This is a genomic window from Sphingomonas sp., from assembly GCF_965200105.1.
In the GTDB taxonomy this organism is placed as follows: domain Bacteria; phylum Pseudomonadota; class Alphaproteobacteria; order Sphingomonadales; family Sphingomonadaceae; genus Solisphingomonas.
Genome location: NZ_CBDATN010000002.1, coordinates 1126434 through 1149509 on the forward strand (window position 1 = coordinate 1126434; position 23076 = coordinate 1149509).

Sequence of the window (23076 nt, forward strand, 5' to 3'; positions counted from 1 at the left end):
GGCATGACAGACTTTTCCGCGCTCCTCCTTCCCGATCGCGGTCAGCCCGCGCACGTCGTCCAGCTCGTCCGCGCCGATCGCTTCGACGAGTGGTTGACCGCGCAGCCCGAGCGCGTGCGCGCGGTCGTCGCGGCGAGCGACTTCCGCGCCAGGCCCGGCCAGTTCGCGCTGATCCCGGGGCAGCGCGCCGACGACTGGTCCGGCCTGCTCGGCGTGCCGGAGGAGCTCGGCCCCTATGACCTCGCGCCTGCCGCCGCCAAGCTGGTCGAGGGGCATTACCGCCTGTCTGAGGCGGTGCCCGCCTCGGCGATGCTGGGCTGGCTGACGGCGCAGCACAGGCTCGATCGCTACCGCGCCGACCCCGATCCACGCGGCAAACGCGTGCTGTTCTCCGCCGATCCCGCCCATGTCGAAGAGGCGGTGCGAATGGCGCAGGCGGTGGCGCTGGTGCGCGATCTCGTCGACACGCCGGCCAACGACATGGGGCCCGCCGAACTCCAGGCCGCGGTCGAGAGGGTAGCCAATCGTCACGGCGCCAGCACCCGCGTGATCCGGGGCGACGCGCTGGAGAGTGGCTTCCCGATGATCGCCGCCGTTGGCCGCGCGGCGGTTGCGGAGCGCGGTCCGCGCCTGATCGAGCTGGAATGGGGCGATGCCGCCAACCCAGCCGTCACGGTGATCGGCAAAGGCGTCTGTTTCGATACCGGCGGGCTCGACATCAAGCCGTCGACGGGAATGCGGCTGATGAAGAAGGACATGGGCGGTGCCGCCCACGCGCTGGCGCTCGCCGATCTCGTCATGGGCACGAGGCTGCCGATTCGCTTGCGATTGCTGATCCCGGCGGTGGAGAACGCGATCGCCGGTGACGCGATTCGGCCGGGCGACATCCTGCGGTCGCGCGGCGGCCTCAGCGTCGAGATCGCCAACACCGACGCCGAGGGTCGCCTGATCCTCGCCGACGCACTCAGCCTCGCGGGCGAGGACAAGCCCGCGCTGATCCTTGACTTCGCGACGCTCACCGGCGCCGCGCGTGTCGCGCTCGGCCCCGAACTGCCCGCGCTGTTCGCCAACGACGATGCGGTGGCGGCGGAACTCACCGAAGCCGGCGCGGCGGCGGGCGATCCGCTGTGGCGGCTGCCGCTGTGGCCAGGTTACCGCGACATGCTGAAGTCCGACGTGGCCGATCTCAATAACTCGCCCGAAGGCGGTTTCGCCGGCAGCATCACCGCCGCGCTCTTCCTCGAACGCTTCGTGCCGGCGACGACGCCCTGGGCGCACCTCGACACCTTCGCGTGGATGCCGGTCGCAAGACCCGGCAGGCCAAAGGGTGGAGAGGCGCTTGGGCTGCGCGCGGCCTGGACGATGCTCATCCGCCGCTACCCTCCGGCATCGCGTTAACCATTCTCGGGCGGCGGTGAAACGAAGCGCGCGCTGGCGTGTTTTCCCGTGCAATCCGTGGCTTCCACCGGGCCGCGGAGAGCATGGGACATCAGCGTGCGGACAGATACTCTGCTGGGCTGGATGGAGACGCTGGTCGCCTACGTCCGCTCGGGCCAGCCCGATCTCACCAACCGGCAGATGGCGCTGCTGCTGCTCGTCTACCGCACCGACGGACCGCATACCGTGCGCGGGCTGGCCTCGATCCTCGGTGTCTCGAAACCGGTCGTCACGCGCGCCTTGAACACGCTCGGGCGGCTCGGCTATCTCCGGCGTGAGCGCGACGAGCGCGACCGGCGCAACATCTTCGTCACGCGCACGACCCTAGGAGCGGAATTTCTTGAAGGCTTCAGGCGCTTCATCGGCGGCAAGGAGCGGCGGCGACCGCTCCTCGTACGCGGCAGCGCCTGATCGGTTCAGCCTCACCGGACCATCGGTTCAGCTAGACAGGCGCGTGCACGCCGTACGGCGCGACATCGCTGACGTGGCATTGGCCGATCGCGTGATCGCACCGCATTACGCCCTCCCGCTCGACCATGGCTGCACGGTGCCCCGCGTCGCGATCCGCGCCTCGCCTTCGCACGATGCGCCCGCCACCTCCGAACTTCTGCTCGGCGAGACGTTCGCGATGGTGGACTGCGGCGGCGAGTGGGCCTGGGGCTTCTGCCGTCACGACGCCTACGTCGGCTACGTGCCCGTCGCCGCGCTCGGCGCGACGATGGCGCCGAGCCACGTCGTCACGGCACCGGCCGCGCTGGTGTTCGCCGCGCCCGATATCAAGAGCCCTGTTTCCGCGCGCCTGCCGATGGGCGCGAGGCTAATGGTGACGGCCAAGGCGGGTGATTTCCTGGAGACCGCCGACGGCTTCGTTCACCATCGCCATGCCCAGCCGCTCGAACGCCCGGAGACCGACCCCGTGGCGGTCGCGGCGCGCCTCATCGGCACGCCTTATCGCTGGGGCGGGCGATCAGGCGACGGCATCGACTGCTCGGGACTGGTCCAGCTCGCGCACGCGCTCTGCGGCGTCGCGCTGCCGCGCGACAGCGATCAGCAGCGTGCCGCCCTTGATCATGAGGTGCTGCTAGACGGCGGATTGCGGCGTGGCGACCTGATCTTCCTACCGGGTCACGTGGCGATCGCCGCGGATCATGATACGGTCGTCCACGCCAACGCGCATTGGATGGCGACGGTCAGCGAGCCGATCGCCGCCATGCTCGCACGCCTGCCCGACCGGGGGACGGCGAGGGCGCGGCGGCTCGCATGATCCGCGTCTTCGTCGACGGCGGTGCCGGCACGACCGGGCTCGAGATCGTCGAGCGCCTGCGCGACCGCCCGGAGATCGCGCTCAGCCTGCTCTCGGACGACCGTCGCAAGGACGACAAGGCGCGGGGCGATGCGCTTGCCGCCGCCGACGTCGCGGTTCTCTGCCTGCCGGATGATGCGGCCAGGGCGGCGGCGCGCATGGCCGCCGACCTGGCGGTGCGCATCATCGACGCCTCCACCGCGCACCGCACAGATCCATCCTGGGCCTACGGCTTTGCGGAACTGGCGCCGGGAGCACGCGAAGCGATCGCGGCGTCCTCGCGCGTATCGAACCCGGGCTGCTATCCCACCGGCTTCCTCGCGCTGGTGGCGCCGCTGGTCCGCGCCGGGCTGGTGCCGGCCACGGCGCCGCTCACCGTTCACGCGACCTCCGGCTACTCGGGCGGAGGCAAGGCAATGATCGCGGCGTTCGAGGAAGCGGGATCGGCGGGCGCGACCGACACGGCCTTCCGGATCTACGGCTTGGCGCTGGGCCACAAGCATGTGCCGGAGATGCGCGTGCACGCCGGGCTGGGCGTGGCGCCCATCTTCGCGCCCGCGGTAGCGCGGACCTATCGTGGGATGATCGTGGAGGTGCCGCTGCACTTGGCCCTGTGCAGGGACGGCACGTCGGCGCGCGACATCCACGCCGCGCTCGCCGACGCCTACCAAGGCTCGGCGCTCGTGTCGGTGGCGAGCCGGGGCATCGAGCCGGCGCTCGCCGCGCTGACGATCGAGCATGTCGCGGGAACCGACAGGCTGGCCTTGTTCGTCTTCGCCGACGAGACGGCGGGGCATGTCCGCCTCGTCGCGGCGCTCGACAATCTCGGCAAGGGCGCGGGCGGCGGCGCCGTCCAGAACTTGAATCTGATGGTAGGCCTGCCCGAGACGGCAGGCTTGCGGCTCTGAGCGACGCGCGAGAACCCGAAGGACAGCTCGCCCGCAATGAGCCGGAACACGGCTTCACCAGGTCAGCTTGGCACCCGGGCAGACAGCTGCGGAGACGCCGGAACGGCGGCACACCTATCTAAGCTGTTGCTCGAACCAAGCCGAACTCTGGGCGGAACTCGAGCAAACGCTGCTCGCGGCGTCGCGAGCGCACCACCTCCTGGTGGCACGCTCGCCAGAATGACTACCTTCAGCGCCACGTACGGTTCCCAGCGGTGCAACCACCGCTCGGAGGTCAGAAGGCGGCCGAGTAGCTCTCGTTGCCGACGAAGCCGAAGCGCTCCGCCTGCGCCTTCTTCACGGTGTCGAGGATCTCGTCGACACGCTCGTAGCGGGTTGCCTGATCCGGCTGGAGGTGCAGCTCCGGCTCTGGATTCATGTTCTTGGTCAAGTCGATATACTGGCGGAGTTGAAGCAGATCGACGGGCGTGCCGTTCCAGAAAATCTGCCCGGCCGCGTCGGTGGTTATGTTGTTCTTCACGGGGTCGATCGGTGGCGGTGTGCTGTCCGAGTTCACGGGCAGATCGAGCTTCACCGCGTTCGTCTGCGGGGGAAGCGTGATGATGAACATGATGAGCAACACCAGCATGACGTCGATCAGCGGCGTCGTATTGATATCCATCATCGGCTCGCCGTCGGCGGTACCTGCGGCCATTGCCATTGCGGAAACTCCTCCGGAGGGGTGTCAGACGGACGGGAGTGGCTTGGGTTCGGAAATGAACCCGACCTTCGCGAAGCCCGCGCGCTGGAGATTGGAGACGACGCCGCCGATGCACTTGAACGGGGTGTCGACATCGCCGCGAATATGCGCCTCGGGAAGCTCCAGCCCAGGCGCACCGATGCCGCCCTGATTGGCGATGTCCGCCTTCAGCTTCTCCACCGAGCGATCGACCAGTTCCTGCGAGGTGACCTTCTCGCGCTCCCAGAACACCTCGCAAGTGCCGCCCGGGCCAGCCTTGACCGAGAGGTTGAGGTTCTCCGCCTTCGTCTCGGTGACCTGATTGCGCACCGTCGGAAGGCGCAGCGGCACGGTCTGGATCGCCACCGGCACGGTGATGAGGAAAATGATGAGGAGCACCAGCATCACGTCGACAAGAGGCGTCGTGTTGATGGCGGAGATCGGCGCTGCGTCCTCTTCCTCGCCGCCCACGTTCATGGCCATTGATCAGTTCCCGGTATGAAGGGCCACGGGCACGACGAGCACCCGTGGCGGATCGGTTCAGGCCTTGGTGGTCTGCACGCCCGAGGCAGTCGCGGCGGCCTTGGGGGTCGGCATCGTCTTGCCGAGGCCATAAGCCGGCCGCACCGAGCCCGCCGACACCATGTAGCCGTGGATGTCGTTGGCGAAGGCGAACAGGTTCTCCATGATCACCTTGTTGCGACGGAGCAGCCAGTTATAGGCGAGCACCGCCGGCACGGCGACGATGAGGCCGAGCGCCGTCATGATGAGAGCCTCGCCGACCGGGCCGGCGACGACGGTGATGGAAGCGTTGCCCGACGCGCCGATCTTGATGAGCGCGCGGTAGATACCGACCACGGTGCCGAACAGACCGACGAAGGGCGCGACCGAGCCCACCGTCGCGAGGAAGGGCAAGCCACCGGACAGCTTCGCGCCGATCGACGCAGTCGAGCGCGAGATCGAGCTCTGGATCCATTCATGCTGGTCGATCGGATCGGTCAGACGGACGTGCTGCTCCTCGGCGAGCAGGCCGTCGTCGACGATCTGGCGATACGCCGAGTTCTTGTCGAGCTTGCCAGCCGCATCGCGCAGGTTCGGCGCCGACCAGAAGCTGGTGCGGACGCGCTTGCCCTGATTGATGATGCGCTGCTGCTCGAACAGCTTGGCGAACAGGATGAAGATCGAGACTGCGAGGCTGACCACCAGGATCACGAAGACGGACTGAGAGATCAGACCGCCTTCCTCAAGCGCGTTCTTCAGGCCGAAATTGGAGCCGGCAGCTGCGGCGGCGGCGGGGGTCGTCATGGGCGTCGGTTCCTTGAAAGGGGTCTGGGGGAGAAGAGAAACGCTCGGCGTTATTCCTTCGGGATCTGCCACAGCACCGCGCTGGAGTAGGTGCTGGCCAACCCGTTTCCGGCGGCGTCCTTGGCAGGGGTAAAGCGGGCGCGGCGCTGGATGAGCTTGCACGCCGTATCGTCCAAATCCGGGTGGCCGCTGGAGCTCGTGACCGTGCAGCTCGTCGCCCTGCCGGATGCGTCGACATCCAACTTAAAGCCGACCCGGCCCTGCTCCTCGGCGCGCAAAGCTGCCGGTGGATAATCGTCACTAGTGACGAGATCGCCGGAACTACCCCTCAGCTTGGCGGCCGACGCCTGGCTCGGCTTCGGCGCGGGCGGCGGCGGCGCCGGAGGCGCGATCACCGGCGCAGGCGGCGGCGGCGGACGCAGCGTCTGAACCGTCGTGATCGGCGGCGGCGGCGCCGGCGATCTCACCAGCGGCGGCGGCGAGGTCGGCGGCGGCGGCGTCTCGACCTTCGGGGTCTCCTTTGGCGGAGGCGGCGGCGGAGGCGGCGGAGGCGGAGGCTCAGTGACGTCGATGACCTTCATGTCCTCGGCCGCCTTCTTGATCACATTATAGGCGAGGCCGGTGATGAAAGCGTAACCCACCGCGACGATGATGACGATCGTGATGATCGCCGCAAACGTCTTTTCCTTGCTTTGGTTCTGGTCGACATAGGCCATTAACGGGAACCACTCCGAGGATGACGGGCCGCGGTCGCGCGGACAGACCGGACCGGTAGCCAAAGCCGACGGTTCGGCCCTCCCGACCGCTATGAACATGCTATGCAGCCGTCGGTTTCATGTCCACCCTCTAAGCGTAGGCAAGTGTCGCGGTCAGGTCGTCGCCGAGGAGAGAAGCGGTGGCCGAACGCACCGGGGGCAAAGCAGGAGCTGATAACTAGATGGTAGCAAGATACCCCTTCGCGTTGTTCGCAACCGCAATGATTTCGGGATTAGCGATCACCGCGCCAACCTGCGCGCAAGCCGGTGCTGCCCTGACAGTCCGAGAGAATTACGAGCAGTTCGCCGATTTCGCATTTGCAGCACAAGTCGTGGCGCTGGTTACCGTTGATCGTGCCATTCGGCTAAAGGGGGACGACGCCATCAACGTCGCGGCTGGGCGGGTACGATTTTATCTCGCCGGGACGGTCGACACGCTGCTGGCCGGACGCGGCGGGCTGCCCGGTGGGGTCGACTGGATCGCGGACGTGCCTCTCGACGGCTCGAATCACCTGCCCAAGCTGAAGAAGCGGCGTCTGATCCTGTTCGCGCGGACGACACCGGGGCGGCCGGGGACGCTCCAGCTCGTGGCACGGGACTCCGCGATCGATTGGACGCCCGACAGCGAGGCCAGGCTAAGGGCGATCTTGACCGAGGCCGTGTCCCCCAACGCGCCGCCGCCGGTCACGGGGATCGGCCACGCCTTCCACGTCGCCGGCACCATTCCCGGCGAGGGCGAGACGCAGATCTTCCTGCGGACGGCGGACGCGCGGCCGGTGTCGCTGAGTATCGTGCGGCGCCCGGGCGAGCAGCCGCGCTGGTCCGAATCGCTCGGCGAACTCGTCGACGACGCCGCCGCCGCACCCAAGCGCGAGACGCTCGCCTGGTATCGCCTGGCCTGTGGGCTGCCGCCGACGCTGCCCGACGAGGCGGTGGCCGACCAATCGCCCGAAGACGCCGACCAGGCGCGCACCGACTATCGGTTCGTGCTCGAGAGCCTCGGTTCATGCGATCGGGCGGGCACCGATCAGGCCGCCCCGCCGCTCGATCAATCCTCCAGGTAGACGAAGTCGCGATCCCAATGGCGCAAGTGCGCGCCGCCGTCGACGTAGACGATCTGGCCCGTCACCGCGTCGGCGCGCGCGAGGTAGCGCACCGCCTCCGCGATCGCCGCCGGATCGGACAGACGGCCAAGCGGCATCCGCGCGGCCATACGTGCCATCGCGCCCGCGGCATAGTCGTCGGTGGGCAGCGTGAGGCCGGGCGCCACCCCGCACACCCGCGTCGCGGGCGCGAGTTCCCGCGCCAGGATCTCGGTGGCGCCCGCGAGCGCCAGCTTGGCGAGCGTGTAGGCGAACTGATCGCCGTGCGGCGAGGCGATGCGCTGATCGAGGATGTTGACGATGACGGCGCCTCCGCGAGCGGCGCAATCCCGCGCGAGCAGAACGGGCGCGGCGCAGTTGATCGCGTAGAGCGCCACCAACGCCTCGTGCGTCACCGTCTCGGGCCGGTCCTCGGCGAAGTGCGAGGCATTGTTGACGAGCAGCGCGGGCGCCCTGCCCGCCTCGCGCTCGACACCGGGCAGCAGCGCCGCCACCGCCGCGTGATCGGCGAAGTCGGCGTAGAAGCGGTAACACGTCGCGCCCGCTTCCGCGATCGTCTGCCGCAACGCCTCGTCGATCGCGCCACGCGAGTGGCTATGAAGCGCCAGATCCCAGCCATCCCGCGCGAGCGCGCCGGCGATCGCCGCCCCGATCCGGCGGCAGCCGCCCGTGACGAGCGCGAGCGGCCGTCCGCCGCTCACGCCGGCGCCGATGGTCGATGGCGCACCAAGCGGATGCCGATCTCCTCGCCACGCTCGGAAATGGCGAGCTTGACGATCGCCACCTCGACGCGGCGCACGCGCGCGTCCTCGGCGAACAGCGTCATGCAGACATGCTCGGCAACCGCCTCGATCAGCGTGAAGTGCAGGCCTTCGGGCAGCGAGGTCACCGCGCGCTTGAGATCAAGATAGTTCTTGGATGCCTGCAGCGGGGTGTCCGGCGCGTAGCGCGCGTCCGGCAAGGCCAGCGCCACCGTCACCGAGACGCGGAGCGGCTGCGGCAGGTGAGTCTCCTCGGAGTAGACGCCGGTCAGCACCGGCACCTCGATGTCCGTGACGCTGAGCTCGAGCAGGTCGTCCGCCATCGTGGTCGCCTACCGTGGGTGCCGGTTCGCGACAAGCTGGACGGCCTCGACGCTTTGCTTTCGGCGGCACGACGTTACATCGCGCTCCCCATGCGGCGGAGCGGCATGAGATGAGGATGGTGGCGCAAGCGGCGCAGGACGAGATCGCGAGTGCGCCCATCCGTTTGTCGCCGATCGTTGAGCCGATGGCGGAACAGGTCGAATACCTGCTCGATCTCGCCTTCGGCTACGATCGACATCAGCGCACCGCCTACCGACTTCGCGAGGGGGTGGCGGCGGATCGCTCCGCCTCGGTGGCGGCCTACGAGGGCGACGCGCTGGTCGGCTCGCTCCAGAGCTGGCCGCTGGCGCTGATGGAGGAGAGCGGCGCCGCGACGCCGCTGTGGCTGATCGGCCCTATCGCGGTTCGTCCCGATCGCCGCAGCCGCGGCATCGCACGCGTCATGATCGGCCACGCGCTCGCCGCCATCGACGATACGGGCATGACTGCGGTGCTGATCGGCGATCCCGAATACTACGGCGCGTTCGGCTTCTCGGCGGCATTCTCCGGCGGCTGGCGGGTACCGGGGCCGGTGGAGCGGCACCGCTTGTTGGCGCGCCCGGCAGCCAACCAACTGCTGCCGGCAGCCGGCATGCTGGGTCCGCGCCGCTAGGCCGCCACGACAAAGGATGGCAAGGAGGCGCGATGCCGCTCTCCGCTCTCCCGCCCGACAGCATCGCCGGTCTCTCGCTGGACCGTGTCGCGGCGCTGGCTGCAGAAGGGCGGCTGCCGCCCGTCGAGGCGTGGAACCCGGCGCGTTGCGGCGACAGCCAGATGCGTATTCTCGCCGACGGCACCTGGCTGCACGAGGGCAGCCCGATCGGTCGCACCGCGCTCGTCCGCTTGTTCTCGACCATCCTGCGCGGCGAGCCCGACGGCGGCTTCGTACTGGTGACGCCGGCCGAGAAATTGACGATCGCGATCGACGACGCGCCGTTCGTCGCGGTGGAGGTGACGAGCGAGGGCGAGGGGTTGGGCCGGCGCCTCGGCTTCCGCACAAACGTGGGCGACGTCGTTGTGGCGGGGCCGGATCATGCCCTGACGATCGAAGATCGCGGCCACGGCGCGCATCCGTATCTGCGCGTGCGCGGACGGCTCGACGCGCTCGTCGCGCGACCGGTCTACTACGAACTCGCCAACCTCGCGCTCGACGCGCCGCCCGGGCCGGACGATTCGGTCGGGCTTTGGAGCGACGGTGCCTTCTTCGCGCTAGGGCCGGACCGGACGACGGCATGAGGCTCGCCGAGCGGCTGCGCGCCCGGCTCGCCGAGACCGCGCACCTGCCCCCCATCGCCGGACGCGACGATCGCGTCGCGCCGGGCACCCGCGCGACGCCGGCTTCGGTGCTCGTCGGCGTGGTCGATCGGCCGGAGCCGACGCTACTGCTCACCAAGCGCGACGAGCGGCTGCGCAACCATCCCGGCCAGGTCGCCTTCGCGGGCGGACGCGCCGATCCGGGCGACACCTCCCCCGCCGCCACCGCGCTCCGCGAGGCGTACGAGGAGATAGCGATGCCTCCGGATGCCGTGGAGCTGGTCGGCGAGGACTGCGCCTACCAGACGGGTTCGGGCTTCCTCATCACGCCGGTGGTCGGCGTCGTGCCGCCCGACCTGCCGCTGCACCCGTGCGAGATCGAGGTCGCGAAGATCTTCGAGGTGCCGCTCGGCTGGCTGATGGACCCCGCCAACCGCGTCGCGCACCGGGCCGAATGGGAGGGACGGCTCCACCGCTTCTGGGAGTTTCCGTGCAAGCCGCACAGCATCTGGGGGGTGACGGCGGCGCTGATCGTCAACCTATCACGTCGAATCGGCCATGGGTGAGCCGGCGAACGCTCGCGCGGTTCCCGTGCCGCCGGATGTCGGCGATACCGACGCGCTCGCGCGGCTGATCGCCGCGCTGGGGCCGGGCCGGGCACGCTATATCGGGGGCTGGGTGCGCGACACGCTGCTCGGGCTCGCGCCGCAGGACCTCGACGTCGCCACCACGCTCCCGCCGCAAGCGGCGCGCGCGGCGGCGGAGGCGGCGCGGCTCCAGGTCTGGACGTCCACCTCCGGGCTCGCGCACGGCACCATCGGCGTCGTCGTCGGCGGCCGCACCGTCGAGGTGACGACGCTGCGCCGCGACGTCGCGACCAACGGCCGCCACGCCGAGGTCGCCTTTACCGACGATTGGCGCGAGGACGCGGCGCGGCGAGACTTCACGATCAACGCGCTCTCCGCCGATCCCGCGAGCGGCGCCGTGCACGATCATTTCGGCGGTCTCCCCGATCTCGCCCGCGGTCATGTCCGATTCATCGGCGATCCCGAGCGGCGCATCGCCGAGGATCATCTCCGCGTCCTGCGCTTCTTCCGCTTCCACGCGCGCTTCGGCGGCGATGCTCCGGACGCGGAAGGCTACGCCGCGTGCGTGGCGCGCGCGCGCGACCTTATGGCGCTCTCGCGCGAGCGGATCGCGGGGGAACTGCTCAAGCTGCTCGCCGTCGCCGATCCGCTGAACGCGGTACGAGCGATGCTGGCGGGCGGCATCCTCACGCCGGTGCTGCCCGAGATCGTATCCGCCGATCGCCTGGCGGCGCTGCTCGCCAGCGAGCGGGAGGCGGGCATCGCGCCGGACGGGCTGCGACGGCTGGCGGCGCTGCTGCCTGCCGGCGCGGAGATCCCCGTGCGGATCGCCAGTCGGCTACGCCTGTCAAAGGCGAACCAGCTCCGGCTCATCACAGACGCCGCGCCCGTCGGCGAGCAGGACGCGGTAGCCAGCGCCTACCTGCATGGCGTGCCTGCCACCGTCGACCGCCTGCTGCTGGGCGGCCGTCCGAGCGATGCTCGCAGGCTGGCCGGTTCGGAGCCCCCGCGTTTTCCCCTGCGTGGCGGCATGCTGATAGCGCGCGGTCTCGCTCCTGGCCCTCAAGTGGCGGCGACGCTCAAGAGGATAGAGGCGCGCTGGATGGGCTCCGGCTTTCCGGATGACGCCGCGCTCGAAGCGATCGTCAGCGAGGAGCTTGCGTGTCAGGCACGCGAGACGAGGTAGGCGAAGGCGTCGTCGGGCTCCAGCGGCGCCGCGTAGAGGTAGCCCTGCCCGTGCGTGCAGCCGAGCGCCGCGAGCGTCTGGCTGAGCTCGACCGTCTCGACACCCTCGGCCGTCGTGTGCTTGCCCAGCGCGTCGGCGAGGCTCAGCACCGCGCGCACGATCGCCACCTTGTCGCGATCGGCGAGCATCCCCGAGACGAAGCTGCGGTCGATCTTGAGGATGTCGATCGGCAGGCGGCGGAGATAGGCGAGGCTGGAATAGCCGGTGCCGAAATCGTCCATCGCGATCCGGACGTTGAGCGCCTTCAGCGCATTCAGCGCGCGGCTGGTCCTCTCCGGATCCTGGACGATCGCGCTCTCGGTCAGCTCCACCGTCAGCCGCTCGCCGGCGAGACCGTGCTTGGCGAGCAGCCCCGCGATCAGCGTCGGCACGTCGTCGCGCGAGAGCTGGATCGCCGAGACGTTGACCGACATGGCGACGGCGAGCGGCCGCCCGGCGGCCTCGTCCCAGCGCGCGAGCGTTGCCAGCGCACGATCGAGCGCCCAGCGGCCGAGCGGCACGATCAACCCGGTCTCCTCCGCGACGGGGATGAACTCCGAAGGCTCGATGATGCCACGCTCCGCATGCGTCCAGCGTGCCAGCGCCTCGAAGCCGGTCATCCGATCGCGCGCGAGATGAACGATCGGCTGGAAAGCGAGCGAGAGCTGGTCGCTCTCGATCGCGCGCCGAAGCTCGGTCTCGATGTCGAGCCTGTAGCGCGCGCCCGCCGCCTCGCCCGAACTGTGGACCTCGACGCGGCCCGTCGCCTTGGCGCGTTTCAGCGCGAGCTGCGCGTGGCGGACCAGCTCCTCGCCGCTCTCCGACGCGCCGGACAAGGCGCAGCCCACCGCGCACTCCAGACCGATTTCGAAGCGCGAGAGGCGGAAGGGTGCCGCCAGCACCGAGCGGATGCGCTCCGCCGAAACCAGCGCCTCCGCGCGATCGTTGATCTTGACGAGCACGCCGAACTCGTTGCCGCCGACGCGGGCGAGCAGGTCGCCGCGGCGTAGCGTCGAGAGCAGGCGGCGTGCGACGGTGATGATCGTCTCGTCGCCCGCCATGACGCCCAGGCTCTCGTTCACCCGGCTGAAGCGCGCGAGATCGACGAGCAGCACCGCGTAGTGGCCGCCGCCGGCGACGATGTCCTCCACCGCCTCGGCGAAGAAGGCGCGGTTGGGTAGCCCCGTCAGACTGTCGTGGCTGAGTTCGGCGCGCAGCGATCGCGCGCTCTCCACCTCGGCGGTGCGATCGATCAGCGACACGAAGCAGACGCGTACGCCCAGCGGCCGATCCATTCGGGAGAGCGTGACGGTATAATGGCGGCCGGAGACGGCATCGCCATCGTTCCAGCGCAGCGTGCGCATGCTGTCGCAGCGATCCTCGGCGAGAAGCGCGCGCGCGGCGCGGCCGATCGGCTGATCGGGCCGCAGCATCGCGTCCGCGGACGGCGTCGAGTGGCGGATGGCGGCGAAGGCGTCGTTGCCCGCCAGCAGGCGCGGCCCATCCGCCTCGTCGAGGACGAGCGCCGCCGCGATCGGCAGCGCGGCAAGCAGCGTCGCGCCGACGGCGACCACGTCCGCCGGTACCGATTGCGCGATGAGGTCGTGCGGTTCGTCCGCCTCGACCGCCATCGCTGTCGCCCTGATGTCTACGGAACGCATGACGATCAGGGCGATAGGCCGGAACGGTTAATTCTTGCTTGTGTCTCCGGAGGATGGCTCGACCAGCCCGCTGAAACGATTGTCGCGGGGGAAGCCGTTTGGGGCGATCCGTCCGCCCGCGCCGCGCGCCGTGCGCCACGCCGTCAGGTCCGTCTCGGTGCGGATGCGTCCGCTGCCGCCGCCCATCGGCCAGGACAGGCCGTCCGCCAGCCGGATCGCCGTTGCGTCGGACAGGCCGCCGTCACGGTATCGCTGGAGCTGGACGCCCGAGCCACGCGCCATCTCGGGCAATTCGTTCAGCGGGAAGACGACCAGCTTGCGATTGTCTCCCACTACCGCGGCCGTGTCCGCGCCCGCCGGGATCGGCCGGACCAGCGCCAGCGCCGCGCCGGCACGCAGGTTGGCGAGTTGCCGGCCCTTGCGCGTCTCCGCCACGATCTCGGCCGCGCGCGCGACGAAGCCGCGACCGTCCGACGTGGCGACGAGCAGCTTCAGGTCGCCGCCGCCGCGCGGCACGGGCACCAGCGCGACGGGCGCGCCCTCCCCCTCGAGGTCGACCATCAGCCGCACCGGCTCCCCGAAGCCGCGACCACCGGGCAGCCTGTCGGCGGCCAGCGTGAAGACGCGACCCTGCGCCGAGGCGAGCAGCAGCCTATCCGTGGTCTGCGCGTGAAAGGCGAACAGCGGCCCGTCGCCCTCCTTGAACTTCAGCGTGTCGGCGGCGGCGAGATCGCGGTGACCCGACATCGCCCTGATCCACCCGCGCCTGGAGAGGATGACGGTGATCGGCTCGCGCTCGATCATCGCCTCCAGCGGGATCTCGCGGGTGGGCGCCGCCTCCGCGATCGTCGTCCGCCTGCGGCCGAGCGCGGTGTCCTCGGCGTAGCGCACGCGCAGCTTCGCCAGATCCTTCTTCAGCCGGGTGCGCTGTCGCTGCGGGCTGTCGATCAGCGCGGATAGGCCCTCGCGCTCCTTGGCGAGCGCATCGCGCTCCTTCCTGATCTCCATCTCCTCCAAGCGGCGGAGCGAGCGCAGCCGCATGTTGAGGATCGCCTCCGCCTGCCGGTCGGTGAGCCCGAACTCGGCGATCATCACCGGCTTGGGCTCGTCCTCGGTGCGGATGATCTCGATGACGCGATCGAGGTTGAGGAAGGCGATCAGGAAGCCGTCGAGCAGCTCGACGCGATCGTCGATCTTCGCCAGCCGGTGGCGCGACCGTGCGACCAGCACCTCGACTTGGTGCGCAACGTAGGCGGACAGCGCCTGCGCGAGGCTCATCACGCGCGGCGTCCGCGTCGCGTCGAGCACGTTGAGGTTGAGCGGAATGCGAACCTCAAGATCGGTCAGCCGATAGAGGCTCTCGATCAGCGTGGCGGGGTCGACGGTGCGCGAGCGCGGCTCCAGCACGATCCGCACCTGCTCGTCCGACTCGTCGCGCACGTCGGCGAGAATCGGCAACTTGCGATCGATCACGAGCGCGGCGATCTGCTCGATCAGCTTGGCCTTGGGCACCTGGAACGGGATTTCGGCGACGACGAGCTGCCACGCACCGCCGCCCAGCTTCTCGGGCTCGGCGAATCGCGCGCGGACGCGGAAGGCGCCGCGCCCCGTCTCATAGGCTTCGCGGATCGCGGCGGGGGTGTCGACGATCAGGCCGCCGGTCGGCAGGTCCGGACCCCGCACGTAGGCGAGCAGCTCGGTGCTGGTCGCCTCCGGATGGTCGATCAGGTGGGCGGCGGCGTCGATCAGCTCGGCGGCATTATGCGGCGGGATCGCCGTCGCCATTCCCACGGCGATCCCCGACGCGCCGTTGGCGAGCAGGTTGGGGAAGAGGCCGGGGAAGACCTCCGGCTCCTCGTCCTCGTTGTTGTAGGTGGGGCGGAAGCCGACGGTGCCCTCGTCGAGCCCTTCCATCAGCTCGACCGCCGTCTGCGTCAGCCGCGCTTCGGTGTAGCGGTAGGCGGCGGCGTTATCGCCGTCGACATTGCCGAAATTGCCCTGTCCGTCGACCAGGGGGTAGCGCAGCGAGAAGGTCTGCGCGAGGCGCACCATCGCGTCGTAGACCGATTGATCGCCGTGCGGATGGTACTTGCCGATGGTGTCGCCGACGACGCGCGCGCACTTCTTGTAGGCCGACGCGGGATCGAGCCTGAGCAGCCGCATCGCCCACAGCAGGCGGCGGTGGACCGGCTTCAGCCCGTCGCGCACGTCGGGCAGCGAGCGCGCGGTGATCGTCGACAGCGCGTAGACGAGGTAGCGCTGCGACAGCGCCTCGTCGAAGGCGACGTCGTGGAAGGGCTCGGGCACGTCGATCGTCTTTGGCGGCATCGCGGGCGGACTTAACGCGCCACGTCGGCGAAGACAAAGCGGCACCGGCGCATCACCCGCAGGTTAAATCGCCGACAGCTTGGGCGATCCGTGCCGTGAGCGGTTGGAGCGCCGCGCGTGGCCGCCTAGGAAGGCCGTTTTCCATGACGAGGGAGGCAGGCGGGGCGTGACGCTGATGGCGAGGATGATCGACGCGAGCGATCCGGGGAAGGCGGCGCGGGTCGCTCCGCCGACCGCCCGCGCAAGGATCGAGCCACTGCCGCTCGGCTGGCTGGTGACGGCCGCGGCGATCGGCTGCGTCGCGGTCTGCGCGCTGCTCGCTTCCGCCGACCTGGCGCTTCAGGTAGGCGCGCGGCCGCTCGACCTCGCCTGCGCAGGCGCTGGCATGGCCGTGCTGCTGCTCTACCTCCTGCGCGACGCGGTGGACGGATGGCGCCGTGCCCTGCACGAGACGGTGACGCACGCCGCGTTGTTCACGCTGTTCTGTCTCACGGGCGCGGTCGCCGCCTACCCCGTCGCAGCGGGCGGCGGCGGCTATGTCGACGCGGCGCTCGTTCGCGCAGACGCGATGCTCGGCTTCCACTGGCCGGTATGGTACGTCTTCGTGGCCTCGCATCACTGGGCGCAGACGCTCGGGCGCGCGGCCTATCTCAGCATCTTCGTCACGCCCGCGCTGCTGATCGGCCAATTTGCCCGGACGCGCCGCACCGCCGAGGCGCGCCGCTTCCTTGCCGCCTTCTGGACGGCGGCGGTGCTGACGCTGGCGATCGCGAGAGCGCTGCCCGTGCGCGGGCCGCTCGCGTCTATGACGGCGGCGCGGCTGCCCTACGTGCCGGTGAGCGGGCTGTTCCAGGCCGAGCTGCCGCCCAGGCTGCGCCTGCACGAACTCCACCAGGTCGACCTGATGGCGCTGCACGGCCTCGTCGGGGCGCCAAGCTTCCATACCGCGAGCGCGGTGCTCTACGTGGCGGTGGGCTGGCGATGCCGGCGGCTGCGCTGGCCGATCCTCGCGCTCAATTCGGCGATGCTGCTGGCGACGCCGGTCGAGGGCACGCACTACCTCGTCGATATGCTGATGGGCGCGGGGGTGGCGCTCGTCGCGCTGGCGCTGGTCGATGCCGTCATCCGCTGGCGCGTTCCCGCTCGTGCGCGATGGCGTAGCGCCGCGCCAGGACCGAGCATGCCATGAGCTGCACCTGGTGGAAGATCATCACCGGCAGCAACACCACGCCGGCTTGAGCGGCCGGGAAGATCGCGGCGGCGAGTGGGACGCCCGATACCAGGCTCTTCTTCGACCCGCAGAACCGCAGCACGATCTCGTCGGCGACGGGCCAGCCGAACAGGCGCGTCGCTGCCTTCGTCAACATTAGCACCGCAACAAGCATCGCGATGCCGAGCGCGAGCGCCACGAGGAGGTCGGTCGCGTCCGTCCGCCGCCACACGCCCTCCACCACCGCCGCCGAGAAAGCCGCGTAGACGAGGAGCAGGATCGATCCGCGATCGACGCGGAAGACCAGCGCCTTGTGGCGATCCACGAGGCCGCCCACCCACGGCCGCGCCAGGTGCCCCGCCACGAACGGCAGCAGCAGCTGCCCGCCGACGTGGAGGATAGCGCGGCCAAGATGGCCACCCCCGCCGGCCGCTCCCATCAGCGCGGCGGCAAGCAGCGGCGTGACAATAACGCCGAGCAGGTTCGACACGCTCGCGCTGGCGATCGCCGCCGCGACGTCGCCGCCCGCGATCGAGGTGAAGGCGATCGACGACTGGACCGTGGACGGCAGCAGGGACAGGAAGACGAGCCCCGGCGCCATCGTCGGCGAGATCGGCCGCGCTGCCCAGCCGGCGGCGAGGCCGAGCAGCGGGTAGGCGGCGAAACTCGTCGCCAGCACGGCGAGGTGCAGCCGCCACTTGCCGAGCCCCGCGACGATCGCCGAGCGCGACAGCTTGGCGCCGTGGAGGAAGAACAACAGCAGGATCGCCGCGTCGCCAGCCAGGTCGACGATCGCCGTCCCCTGCCCGCGCGCAGGCAGCAGGCTGGCCGCCGCGACCGTCGCGATCAGCGCCGCGAGGAAGGGATCGAACAGCTCCTTGAGACGCGCGAGCATCTCGCGCTCATCGTCTCCCGCTGGACGATCGGCAAGCGCGCTTGCGATTGCACCGCTTCGGCGTTCGGCCTATAGCGCGGCGCCTCGCCCCGTGCGCGCCCGCGAGGGTTGTCGCGCGGGGCGGTTCGTTTGTACGGCCCCGTCCGCTCCGGAGATGGGCCGAGCCCGAGGAGCCCGCAATCGATGGCACGCCGCCGCCAGGTCTACGAGGGCAAGGCCAAGATCCTCTACGAGGGCCCCGAGCCCGGCACGCTGATCCAGTATTTCAAGGACGACGCCACCGCCTTCAACGCCCAGAAGAAGGGCACGATCTCGGGCAAGGGCGTGCTCAACAACCGCATCTCCGAGCATGTCTTCACCATGCTTGGCAATATCGGCGTGCCCACCCACTTCATCCGCCGGCTGAACATGCGCGAGCAGCTCATCCGTCAGGTGGAGATCGTGCCGATCGAGGTGGTGGTGCGCAACGTCGCCGCCGGCTCGCTCGCCAAGCGGCTGGGCATCGAGGAGGGCACGCAGCTTCCCCGCACGATCATCGAATATTACTACAAGGACGACGCGCTCGGCGACCCGTTGGTGAGCGAGGAGCATATCGCGTGCTTCGGCTGGGCCAGCCAGGACGAGATGCACGACATCGCGGACATGGCGATCCGGGTGAACGACTTCCTCACCGGGCTGTTCGCGGGCATCAACATCCGCCTCGTCGACTTCAAGCTGGAGTTCGGGCGGATCTGGGAGAACGACTTCGCCCGGATCATCCTGGCGGACGAGATCAGCCCCGACGGCTGCCGGCTGTGGGACGCGACCAGCGGCGAGAAGCTCGACAAGGATCGCTTCCGCCGCGATCTCGGCGGCGAGGTCGAGGCCTATCAGGAGGTCGCGCGGCGCTTAGGCCTGCTGCCCGAGGGCGCCGACACCGCCGTGCTCGACATGGAGAGCCACCGCAAGAAGCGGGGCAAGTAAGACGGCTTCCTCTCACCACCGTTCGCCCTGAGCTTGCCGAAGGGCCGTTCTGCCTCCCAGGGAAGAACTGTGCTTCGACAGGCTCAGCACGAACGGAACGTCGAGGCGGCCGCCGGCCCGCCCGTAGGCCAGGCCATCGGCATCGCCCGCGTGCTCTGCATCCTGGGCATCGTCTACGTCCATGCCTGGACGGGGCGAGACGGCGACACGCTGCTCGCGCTCTCGCAGAGCAGCGGCGGCATCGTGCGCTGGACGCTGATCGAACTCGTCGGGCGCTCGGCGGTGCCGCTGCTCGGCGCGATCTCGGGCTGGCTCGCCGCGCCGTCGGCGGAACGGCGCGGCGCGCGGGGCTTCGCGCGCACCAAGACGCGCACCGTGCTGGCGCCGATGATCGCGTGGAACGGCATCGCGCTCGCGCTCGTCTCCAGCGCCGCCACATGGGGTCACCTCAGGGCCCCCGTTCCGCACCGAGCGGCCGAGCTCGTCGAGTGGCTGACCTGCGCGACCGAGCCCAACCCGATCAACGTCCAAATCGGCTTCCTGCGCGACCTCTATCTCTGCCTACTGGTCGCCCCGTGGCTGGCGCGGCGATCCGACCGGACGCTCGGCCTCCTGCTCCTGGCCGTGACGGCGTGGACAGTGAGCGGCGAGACGCTCACCGTCCTGCTCCGCCCGCAGATCGCGCTGTTCTTCCTCGCCGGCCTCCTCGCGCGTCGCCACGGCCTCGCCGAGCAAGTCGCCGGCTGGCGCCTGCTCCCCACCCTCCTCCCCTATGTCCTGCTGGCGGCGGTGAAGATCCTGCTGTCGGTGGAGGCGGCGCGGTGGCTGCTCGACCATGTCGCCGCCGCCGACGCCTTCGATCTGCCGCTGCGCGTCGCCGCGGCGGTGGCGATGTGGCGCATCGCCCTCGCGCTGGTGCCCACCGCCCTGGGCCGCGCCGCACTCGGCGTGGAGCGCTACGCCTTCCTGCTGTTCTGCGCGCATCTCTGCTTCATCTGGTTGCTGGGCCCGGTGATCGGACTTGCGACCGGGCCGCTGGGAAGCTCCGGCTATCTCCCATACCTGCTTGTCCAACCGCTGCTCGCGCTCGGCGCGACGATGCTGCTCGGACGCCTGCTCATCGCGACAGCGCCGCGGCTCGCCAACCTGCTGTCGGGCGGCCGGCTGGCGCGGGACTTGCCGCACGCGTCCTCCTCCGCCATGGAGCCGGCGCCGATCGGGAGCTTGGAATGAAGGTTCGTGTCGTCGTCACGCTGAAGCCCGGCGTGCTCGATCCGCAGGGCAAGGCGGTCCACGCGGCGCTCGCCGGGCTGGGTTTCGGGCAGGTCAATGACGTCCGCGTCGGGCGGCTGATCGAGCTCGACGTTGCGGACGGCACGGGCGACGCCGAGATCGAGGAGATGGGCCGCAAGCTGCTCGCCAACACCGTCATCGAGAATTTCCGAATCGAGCGGATCTGAGCCCGTGAAGAGCGCCGTCATCGTCTTTCCCGGCTCCAACTGCGATCGCGATCTCGCCGTCGCGCTGCGCGAGACGACGGGCGAGGCGCCCGCGATGGTGTGGCATGCCGAGACCAGCCTGCCCGGTGGACTGGACCTGATCGGCGTCCCCGGCGGCTTCACCTACGGCGACTACCTCCGCACCGGGGCGATCGCCGCCAGATCGCCGGTGATGCGCGCGGTGGCGGATGCGGCCGCCGAGGGCCGCGCGGTGCTCGGCATCTGCAACGGCTTCCAGATCCTGACCGAAGCCGGGCTGCTGCCCGGCGCGCTGATGCGCAACGCCAATCTCGATTTCGTCTGCCGCGACGTGGCGCTGGAGGTCGCCTCCGCACGGACCATGTTCACCAGCCGCTACGACGATGGCGAGACGATCCGCGTTGCCGTCGCGCACCACGACGGCAACTACGCCGCCGACGACGAGACGCTGGATCGGCTTGAGGGCGACGGCCGCGTCGCCTTCCGCTACGGCTGCGCGGTTAACGGCTCGGCGCGGAACATCGCCGGCATCGTCAACGACGCCGGCAACGTGCTCGGCATGATGCCGCACCCCGAACGCATGATCGAGCCTGCGCACGGCGGCGCCGACGGCCGCCGCCTGTTCGAGGGGCTGGTGGCGGCGCTGTCCTGACCGCTCACAACTTGGCGCGGAACGGCGTGAAGTCCGTGCCGCGGTCGAAGACGTCGATGCCTTCGGCGCGCTTGAGGCCGCCGACGACGAGATAGGTGAGCGGAGTGAGCAGCACCTCCCAGCCCACCTTAAGCGCGAAGTTGGTGACGGCGACCTGCGTCACCCCCGCCGCCGACCAGACGCCCAGGAAGGCGAGCGGGTAGAAGATCAGGCTGTCCACCGCCTGCCCGACCACCGTGGAGCCGACGGTGCGCGTCCACAGCCAGCGTCCGCGCGTCCACAGCTTCATGCGCGCGAGCACGAACGAATTGACGAACTCGCCCGCCCAGAAGGCGGTGATCGAGGCCGCGACGATGCGCGGCACCGCGCCGAAAACCGCCTCGTAGGCGGCTTGTCCTCCCCAGCCCGCCGCCGGCGGCAGCGCCACCACGACGAGGCTCATCACCGCCATGAACAGCAGCCCTGCGAACCCTGCCCAGATGCAGCGTCGCGCGCGGGCATAGCCGTACACCTCAGTCAGCACGTCGCCGAGGATGTAGGATGCGGGGAAAAACAGGATCCCGGCGCCGAAGGTGAAGGCGTGGCCCGCGAGCGTCAGCGTCGCCATCTTGCCGGCACCGATGACATTGGAGAGCAGCAACACCGTCACGAACGCGGCCATAGTGAAGTCGAAACACCGCAGCGGCCGCCCCGCGAGCGCGCCGGCATTGACCGCGCGCAGCTCCCCCCCGTCCGTCATTCCGCCAGAGTATCGCGGTTCCGCGCGCGCGCAATCCACGCTATGTGCCCTGATCGGGCGCCCGTAGCTCAGCCGGATAGAGCATGAGCCTTCTAAGCTCGTGGTCGGGGGTTCGAATCCCTCCGGGCGCGCCACGCATTCCACTCGCACTCGAGCCTGTAGGGCACCCTCATGTCGGCTCGCGAAAATGGCGCAGTCCCGGGCCATTTTCTCCGGAGCGGCGCTCGAGCCGTGGCCAGGAGACACTCTGTAGCGGCGCCGAGACGGCGCTTCCAGGGCAGCGTCTCGACTACCTAAAATCCTGTCCACTGATGGAGCTGCGCCCGTTGGGCGCTGGTCAGGCGAAGCCGAGCAGAACCCGCTGCCGGCGTCAGCAAACCGGAAAATCCGGCACGCGGGAGAGCATCCGCGAGGTGAGCGAACGCGGCTGACGGCCGTCGGGGATGGCGTCGATGATGTCCGGCGCAAGGTAACACAGGCGCGCCGCACGCCGCAGCTCCGTCAGCGCGGTGCCAATCAGCGTCGAGGCCGATCGCAGCCGCTCGCGCGCCTGATGACCACGGACAAGCGCGGCGACCAGCTTATCGCAGCGTACTGCCGCATCGCGCGCTGCCTCGATACGACCGTCGCGCAGCCGCTGCCGCTTGGTGGCGATGCAGTTTGCCGCGAGCTCGACGATGAGGGCGCGCACCGATCTCGCTGCGAGGTAGCGCCGCATTATGTCGCGCACGAACTCCGCCTCGGCTTCGTTGACGACCAGCTTGCGATCTCGGACACCGTAGCCGGACGCACCGGACCGCCCATCCACATGCCCTTGACTTTCGATGCCGCCACCTTGTCGCGGACGCGCTCGGCAATGAGCTCGCGTTCGAACTGCGCGACGGACAAGAGGACGTTCAGCATCAGCCGCTCCATGCTGGTCGTGGTGTTGAACACCTGGGTGACCGACACGAAGCTCGCGCCCGCCTCGTCGCGCACGTCGACAATCTTCGCGAAGTCGCAAGACTGCGAGTCAGCCGGTCGATCTTGAAGACGACGATCACAGCGACTCGTCCCGTCGCGATATCGTCGAGCAGGCGCTTGAGGGCGCGTCATGTTTTGCTGCCAGTGAAGCCGCCATCGTCGTAGCGGCCAGGATGAAGCGTCCAGCCCTCGTGGCGCTGACCTAGGATGCAGGCGGCGCGGGGCATCGGGGCTGTTGAAGACCTGGTCAAGCCCTCCTCGGTCGAATCGCACGTGTAGATCGCGCAGCGCAACCGGCGTGCGGCACTGAAGCGGTGAAGCGCGGCGTCCAGATCGTCACTTTAAACCCCTCCGCGAGAAGGGACTCGAGACCTTCAAGAACCCGCAGGAGATGCTGACAGGCGAGGAAACGCAGATCTCAACGCTCTACCTCCAAGTCAAGGCAGGCGACGACATCACGATGATGAT

At 69.6% G+C, this 23076-nt stretch carries 26 protein-coding genes and 1 tRNA gene; 15 read left to right on the plus strand and 12 right to left on the minus strand.

Annotated elements, in window-relative coordinates:
• Positions 1 to 3: 3 nt before the first annotated feature.
• The 4 genes from ACOFKX_RS06805 (at position 4) to argC (ending at position 3648) form a co-directional block, all read left to right on the plus strand.
• Positions 4 to 1398 (plus strand): leucyl aminopeptidase family protein, encoded by a 1395-nt coding sequence (locus tag ACOFKX_RS06805; protein ID WP_419826283.1) that lies wholly within the window; start codon positions 4 to 6, stop codon positions 1396 to 1398.
• 123 nt (positions 1399 to 1521) lie between these two features.
• The gene (locus ACOFKX_RS06810; RefSeq protein WP_419827368.1) at positions 1522 to 1848 is read left to right on the plus strand and encodes a MarR family transcriptional regulator; all 327 of its coding nucleotides are present in this window, start codon (positions 1522 to 1524) and stop codon (positions 1846 to 1848) included.
• A 91-nt stretch (positions 1849 to 1939) separates the two neighbouring features.
• Entirely contained in the window at positions 1940 to 2701 is a 762-nt protein-coding gene (locus ACOFKX_RS06815; RefSeq protein ID WP_419826284.1) for an NlpC/P60 family protein, read from the plus strand.
• Positions 2698 to 3648 carry an N-acetyl-gamma-glutamyl-phosphate reductase gene (argC, locus tag ACOFKX_RS06820; RefSeq protein ID WP_419826285.1) on the plus strand — a complete coding sequence of 317 codons (951 nt, stop codon included), beginning with the start codon at positions 2698 to 2700 and terminating at the stop codon, positions 3646 to 3648. The genes ACOFKX_RS06815 and argC overlap by 4 nt, the downstream gene beginning before the upstream one ends.
• A gap of 274 nt (positions 3649 to 3922) precedes the next feature.
• On the opposite strand, the gene ACOFKX_RS06825 is transcribed toward argC, so the two are convergent.
• The 4 genes from ACOFKX_RS06825 to ACOFKX_RS06840 are packed head-to-tail and all read right to left on the minus strand — an operon-like array spanning position 3923 to position 6486.
• Positions 3923 to 4348, minus strand: coding sequence for an ExbD/TolR family protein (locus tag ACOFKX_RS06825; RefSeq protein WP_419826286.1), 426 nt, complete (start codon positions 4346 to 4348; stop codon positions 3923 to 3925).
• A 24-nt stretch (positions 4349 to 4372) separates the two neighbouring features.
• Entirely contained in the window at positions 4373 to 4849 is a 477-nt protein-coding gene (locus tag ACOFKX_RS06830; RefSeq protein ID WP_419826287.1) for an ExbD/TolR family protein, read from the minus strand.
• 57 nt (positions 4850 to 4906) lie between these two features.
• Entirely contained in the window at positions 4907 to 5671 is a 765-nt protein-coding gene (locus tag ACOFKX_RS06835; RefSeq protein ID WP_419826288.1) for a MotA/TolQ/ExbB proton channel family protein, read from the minus strand.
• Positions 5672 to 5721: 50 nt separating this feature from the next.
• On the minus strand, positions 5722 to 6486 hold the full coding sequence (locus tag ACOFKX_RS06840) for an energy transducer TonB (RefSeq protein WP_419826289.1): 765 nt from the start codon (positions 6484 to 6486) through the stop codon (positions 5722 to 5724).
• A 272-nt stretch (positions 6487 to 6758) separates the two neighbouring features.
• Between ACOFKX_RS06840 and ACOFKX_RS06845 the strand changes: the two genes are divergently transcribed.
• Entirely contained in the window at positions 6759 to 7490 is a 732-nt protein-coding gene (locus ACOFKX_RS06845; protein ID WP_419826290.1) for a hypothetical protein, read from the plus strand.
• Here the strand turns inward: ACOFKX_RS06845 and ACOFKX_RS06850 are convergent.
• Positions 7475 to 8230: an SDR family oxidoreductase gene (locus ACOFKX_RS06850; protein ID WP_419826291.1), complete on the minus strand. Its 756-nt coding sequence runs from the start codon at positions 8228 to 8230 to the stop codon at positions 7475 to 7477. The genes ACOFKX_RS06845 and ACOFKX_RS06850 overlap by 16 nt on opposite strands.
• Entirely contained in the window at positions 8227 to 8613 is a 387-nt protein-coding gene (locus ACOFKX_RS06855) for a dihydroneopterin aldolase (RefSeq protein ID WP_419826292.1), read from the minus strand. The genes ACOFKX_RS06850 and ACOFKX_RS06855 overlap by 4 nt, the downstream gene beginning before the upstream one ends.
• 110 nt (positions 8614 to 8723) lie before the next feature.
• Here ACOFKX_RS06855 and ACOFKX_RS06860 point away from each other — a divergent pair, with 110 nt between their 5' ends.
• From ACOFKX_RS06860 to ACOFKX_RS06875, 4 genes are read left to right on the plus strand one after another with little or no spacing between them, the layout of a single operon-like run.
• Positions 8724 to 9266 carry a GNAT family N-acetyltransferase gene (locus tag ACOFKX_RS06860; RefSeq protein ID WP_419826293.1) on the plus strand — a complete coding sequence of 181 codons (543 nt, stop codon included), beginning with the start codon at positions 8724 to 8726 and terminating at the stop codon, positions 9264 to 9266.
• Between the two features lie 32 nt (positions 9267 to 9298).
• Positions 9299 to 9889, plus strand: coding sequence for a DUF1285 domain-containing protein (locus tag ACOFKX_RS06865; protein WP_419826294.1), 591 nt, complete (start codon positions 9299 to 9301; stop codon positions 9887 to 9889).
• Positions 9886 to 10473 (plus strand): CoA pyrophosphatase, encoded by a 588-nt coding sequence (locus tag ACOFKX_RS06870; RefSeq protein WP_419826295.1) that lies wholly within the window; start codon positions 9886 to 9888, stop codon positions 10471 to 10473. Before ACOFKX_RS06865 ends, ACOFKX_RS06870 begins: the two co-directional genes overlap by 4 nt.
• Positions 10466 to 11680, plus strand: coding sequence for a CCA tRNA nucleotidyltransferase (locus ACOFKX_RS06875; protein ID WP_419826296.1), 1215 nt, complete (start codon positions 10466 to 10468; stop codon positions 11678 to 11680). The genes ACOFKX_RS06870 and ACOFKX_RS06875 overlap by 8 nt, the downstream gene beginning before the upstream one ends.
• Here ACOFKX_RS06875 and ACOFKX_RS06880 read toward each other — a convergent pair.
• Both ACOFKX_RS06880 and parC read right to left on the minus strand, forming a co-directional pair.
• The gene (locus ACOFKX_RS06880) at positions 11659 to 13350 is read right to left on the minus strand and encodes a putative bifunctional diguanylate cyclase/phosphodiesterase (protein ID WP_419826297.1); all 1692 of its coding nucleotides are present in this window, start codon (positions 13348 to 13350) and stop codon (positions 11659 to 11661) included. The two genes, ACOFKX_RS06875 and ACOFKX_RS06880, sit on opposite strands and share 22 nt — an antisense overlap.
• A 57-nt stretch (positions 13351 to 13407) precedes the next feature.
• Positions 13408 to 15708, minus strand: a complete 2301-nt coding sequence (gene parC / locus ACOFKX_RS06885) for a DNA topoisomerase IV subunit A (RefSeq protein ID WP_419826298.1) — start codon at positions 15706 to 15708, stop codon at positions 13408 to 13410.
• A gap of 175 nt (positions 15709 to 15883) precedes the next feature.
• On the opposite strand from parC, the gene ACOFKX_RS06890 reads away from it, so the two are divergent.
• The gene (locus tag ACOFKX_RS06890; protein ID WP_419826299.1) at positions 15884 to 16897 is read left to right on the plus strand and encodes a phosphatase PAP2 family protein; all 1014 of its coding nucleotides are present in this window, start codon (positions 15884 to 15886) and stop codon (positions 16895 to 16897) included.
• Here ACOFKX_RS06890 and ACOFKX_RS06895 read toward each other — a convergent pair.
• Positions 16830 to 17813, minus strand: coding sequence for a bile acid:sodium symporter family protein (locus ACOFKX_RS06895; RefSeq protein WP_419826300.1), 984 nt, complete (start codon positions 17811 to 17813; stop codon positions 16830 to 16832). The genes ACOFKX_RS06890 and ACOFKX_RS06895 overlap by 68 nt on opposite strands.
• A 183-nt stretch (positions 17814 to 17996) precedes the next feature.
• On the opposite strand from ACOFKX_RS06895, the gene purC reads away from it, so the two are divergent.
• From purC to purQ, 4 genes are all read left to right on the plus strand, one after another.
• On the plus strand, positions 17997 to 18776 hold the full coding sequence (purC, locus tag ACOFKX_RS06900) for a phosphoribosylaminoimidazolesuccinocarboxamide synthase (protein ID WP_419826301.1): 780 nt from the start codon (positions 17997 to 17999) through the stop codon (positions 18774 to 18776).
• 69 nt (positions 18777 to 18845) lie between these two features.
• Positions 18846 to 20009, plus strand: a complete 1164-nt coding sequence (locus ACOFKX_RS06905; RefSeq protein WP_419826302.1) for an acyltransferase family protein — start codon at positions 18846 to 18848, stop codon at positions 20007 to 20009.
• Positions 20006 to 20236: a phosphoribosylformylglycinamidine synthase subunit PurS gene (gene purS / locus ACOFKX_RS06910; RefSeq protein WP_419826303.1), complete on the plus strand. Its 231-nt coding sequence runs from the start codon at positions 20006 to 20008 to the stop codon at positions 20234 to 20236. The genes ACOFKX_RS06905 and purS overlap by 4 nt, the downstream gene beginning before the upstream one ends.
• Before the next feature lie 4 nt (positions 20237 to 20240).
• A complete protein-coding gene (gene purQ, locus ACOFKX_RS06915; protein WP_419826304.1) occupies positions 20241 to 20906 on the plus strand; it encodes a phosphoribosylformylglycinamidine synthase subunit PurQ in 666 nt (221 codons plus the stop codon).
• 4 nt (positions 20907 to 20910) lie between these two features.
• Here the strand turns inward: purQ and ACOFKX_RS06920 are convergent, their stop codons facing one another.
• Complete coding sequence (locus ACOFKX_RS06920; protein ID WP_419826305.1) at positions 20911 to 21645, minus strand: queuosine precursor transporter; 735 nt, start codon at positions 21643 to 21645, stop codon at positions 20911 to 20913.
• A gap of 57 nt (positions 21646 to 21702) precedes the next feature.
• Here ACOFKX_RS06920 and ACOFKX_RS06925 point away from each other — a divergent pair.
• Positions 21703 to 21779: transfer RNA gene (locus ACOFKX_RS06925), tRNA-Arg, on the plus strand.
• Positions 21780 to 22015: 236 nt separating this feature from the next.
• Here the strand turns inward: ACOFKX_RS06925 and ACOFKX_RS06930 are convergent.
• Positions 22016 to 22375: a hypothetical protein gene (locus ACOFKX_RS06930; RefSeq protein WP_419826306.1), complete on the minus strand. Its 360-nt coding sequence runs from the start codon at positions 22373 to 22375 to the stop codon at positions 22016 to 22018.
• A complete protein-coding gene (locus ACOFKX_RS06935) occupies positions 22363 to 22623 on the minus strand; it encodes a recombinase family protein (protein WP_419826307.1) in 261 nt (86 codons plus the stop codon). The genes ACOFKX_RS06930 and ACOFKX_RS06935 overlap by 13 nt, the downstream gene beginning before the upstream one ends.
• Positions 22624 to 23076: the final 453 nt, after the last annotated feature.

Coding starts and splice junctions, on each gene's coding strand:
- ACOFKX_RS06805 (WP_419826283.1), top strand. CDS start 4: ATGACAGACTTTTCCGCGCTCCTCCTTCCCGATCGCGGTCAGCCCGCG.
- ACOFKX_RS06810 (WP_419827368.1), top strand. CDS start 1,522: ATGGAGACGCTGGTCGCCTACGTCCGCTCGGGCCAGCCCGATCTCACC.
- argC (WP_419826285.1), top strand. CDS start 2,698: ATGATCCGCGTCTTCGTCGACGGCGGTGCCGGCACGACCGGGCTCGAG.
- ACOFKX_RS06825 (WP_419826286.1), bottom strand. CDS start 4,348: ATGGCAATGGCCGCAGGTACCGCCGACGGCGAGCCGATGATGGATATC.
- ACOFKX_RS06830 (WP_419826287.1), bottom strand. CDS start 4,849: ATGGCCATGAACGTGGGCGGCGAGGAAGAGGACGCAGCGCCGATCTCC.
- ACOFKX_RS06835 (WP_419826288.1), bottom strand. CDS start 5,671: ATGACGACCCCCGCCGCCGCCGCAGCTGCCGGCTCCAATTTCGGCCTG.
- ACOFKX_RS06840 (WP_419826289.1), bottom strand. CDS start 6,486: ATGTTCATAGCGGTCGGGAGGGCCGAACCGTCGGCTTTGGCTACCGGT.
- ACOFKX_RS06855 (WP_419826292.1), bottom strand. CDS start 8,613: ATGGCGGACGACCTGCTCGAGCTCAGCGTCACGGACATCGAGGTGCCG.
- ACOFKX_RS06860 (WP_419826293.1), top strand. CDS start 8,724: ATGAGGATGGTGGCGCAAGCGGCGCAGGACGAGATCGCGAGTGCGCCC.
- ACOFKX_RS06865 (WP_419826294.1), top strand. CDS start 9,299: ATGCCGCTCTCCGCTCTCCCGCCCGACAGCATCGCCGGTCTCTCGCTG.
- ACOFKX_RS06870 (WP_419826295.1), top strand. CDS start 9,886: ATGAGGCTCGCCGAGCGGCTGCGCGCCCGGCTCGCCGAGACCGCGCAC.
- ACOFKX_RS06875 (WP_419826296.1), top strand. CDS start 10,466: ATGGGTGAGCCGGCGAACGCTCGCGCGGTTCCCGTGCCGCCGGATGTC.
- ACOFKX_RS06880 (WP_419826297.1), bottom strand. CDS start 13,350: ATGGCGGTCGAGGCGGACGAACCGCACGACCTCATCGCGCAATCGGTA.
- parC (WP_419826298.1), bottom strand. CDS start 15,708: ATGCCGCCAAAGACGATCGACGTGCCCGAGCCCTTCCACGACGTCGCC.
- ACOFKX_RS06890 (WP_419826299.1), top strand. CDS start 15,884: ATGGCGAGGATGATCGACGCGAGCGATCCGGGGAAGGCGGCGCGGGTC.
- ACOFKX_RS06895 (WP_419826300.1), bottom strand. CDS start 17,813: ATGCTCGCGCGTCTCAAGGAGCTGTTCGATCCCTTCCTCGCGGCGCTG.
- purC (WP_419826301.1), top strand. CDS start 17,997: ATGGCACGCCGCCGCCAGGTCTACGAGGGCAAGGCCAAGATCCTCTAC.
- purS (WP_419826303.1), top strand. CDS start 20,006: ATGAAGGTTCGTGTCGTCGTCACGCTGAAGCCCGGCGTGCTCGATCCG.
- ACOFKX_RS06920 (WP_419826305.1), bottom strand. CDS start 21,645: ATGACGGACGGGGGGGAGCTGCGCGCGGTCAATGCCGGCGCGCTCGCG.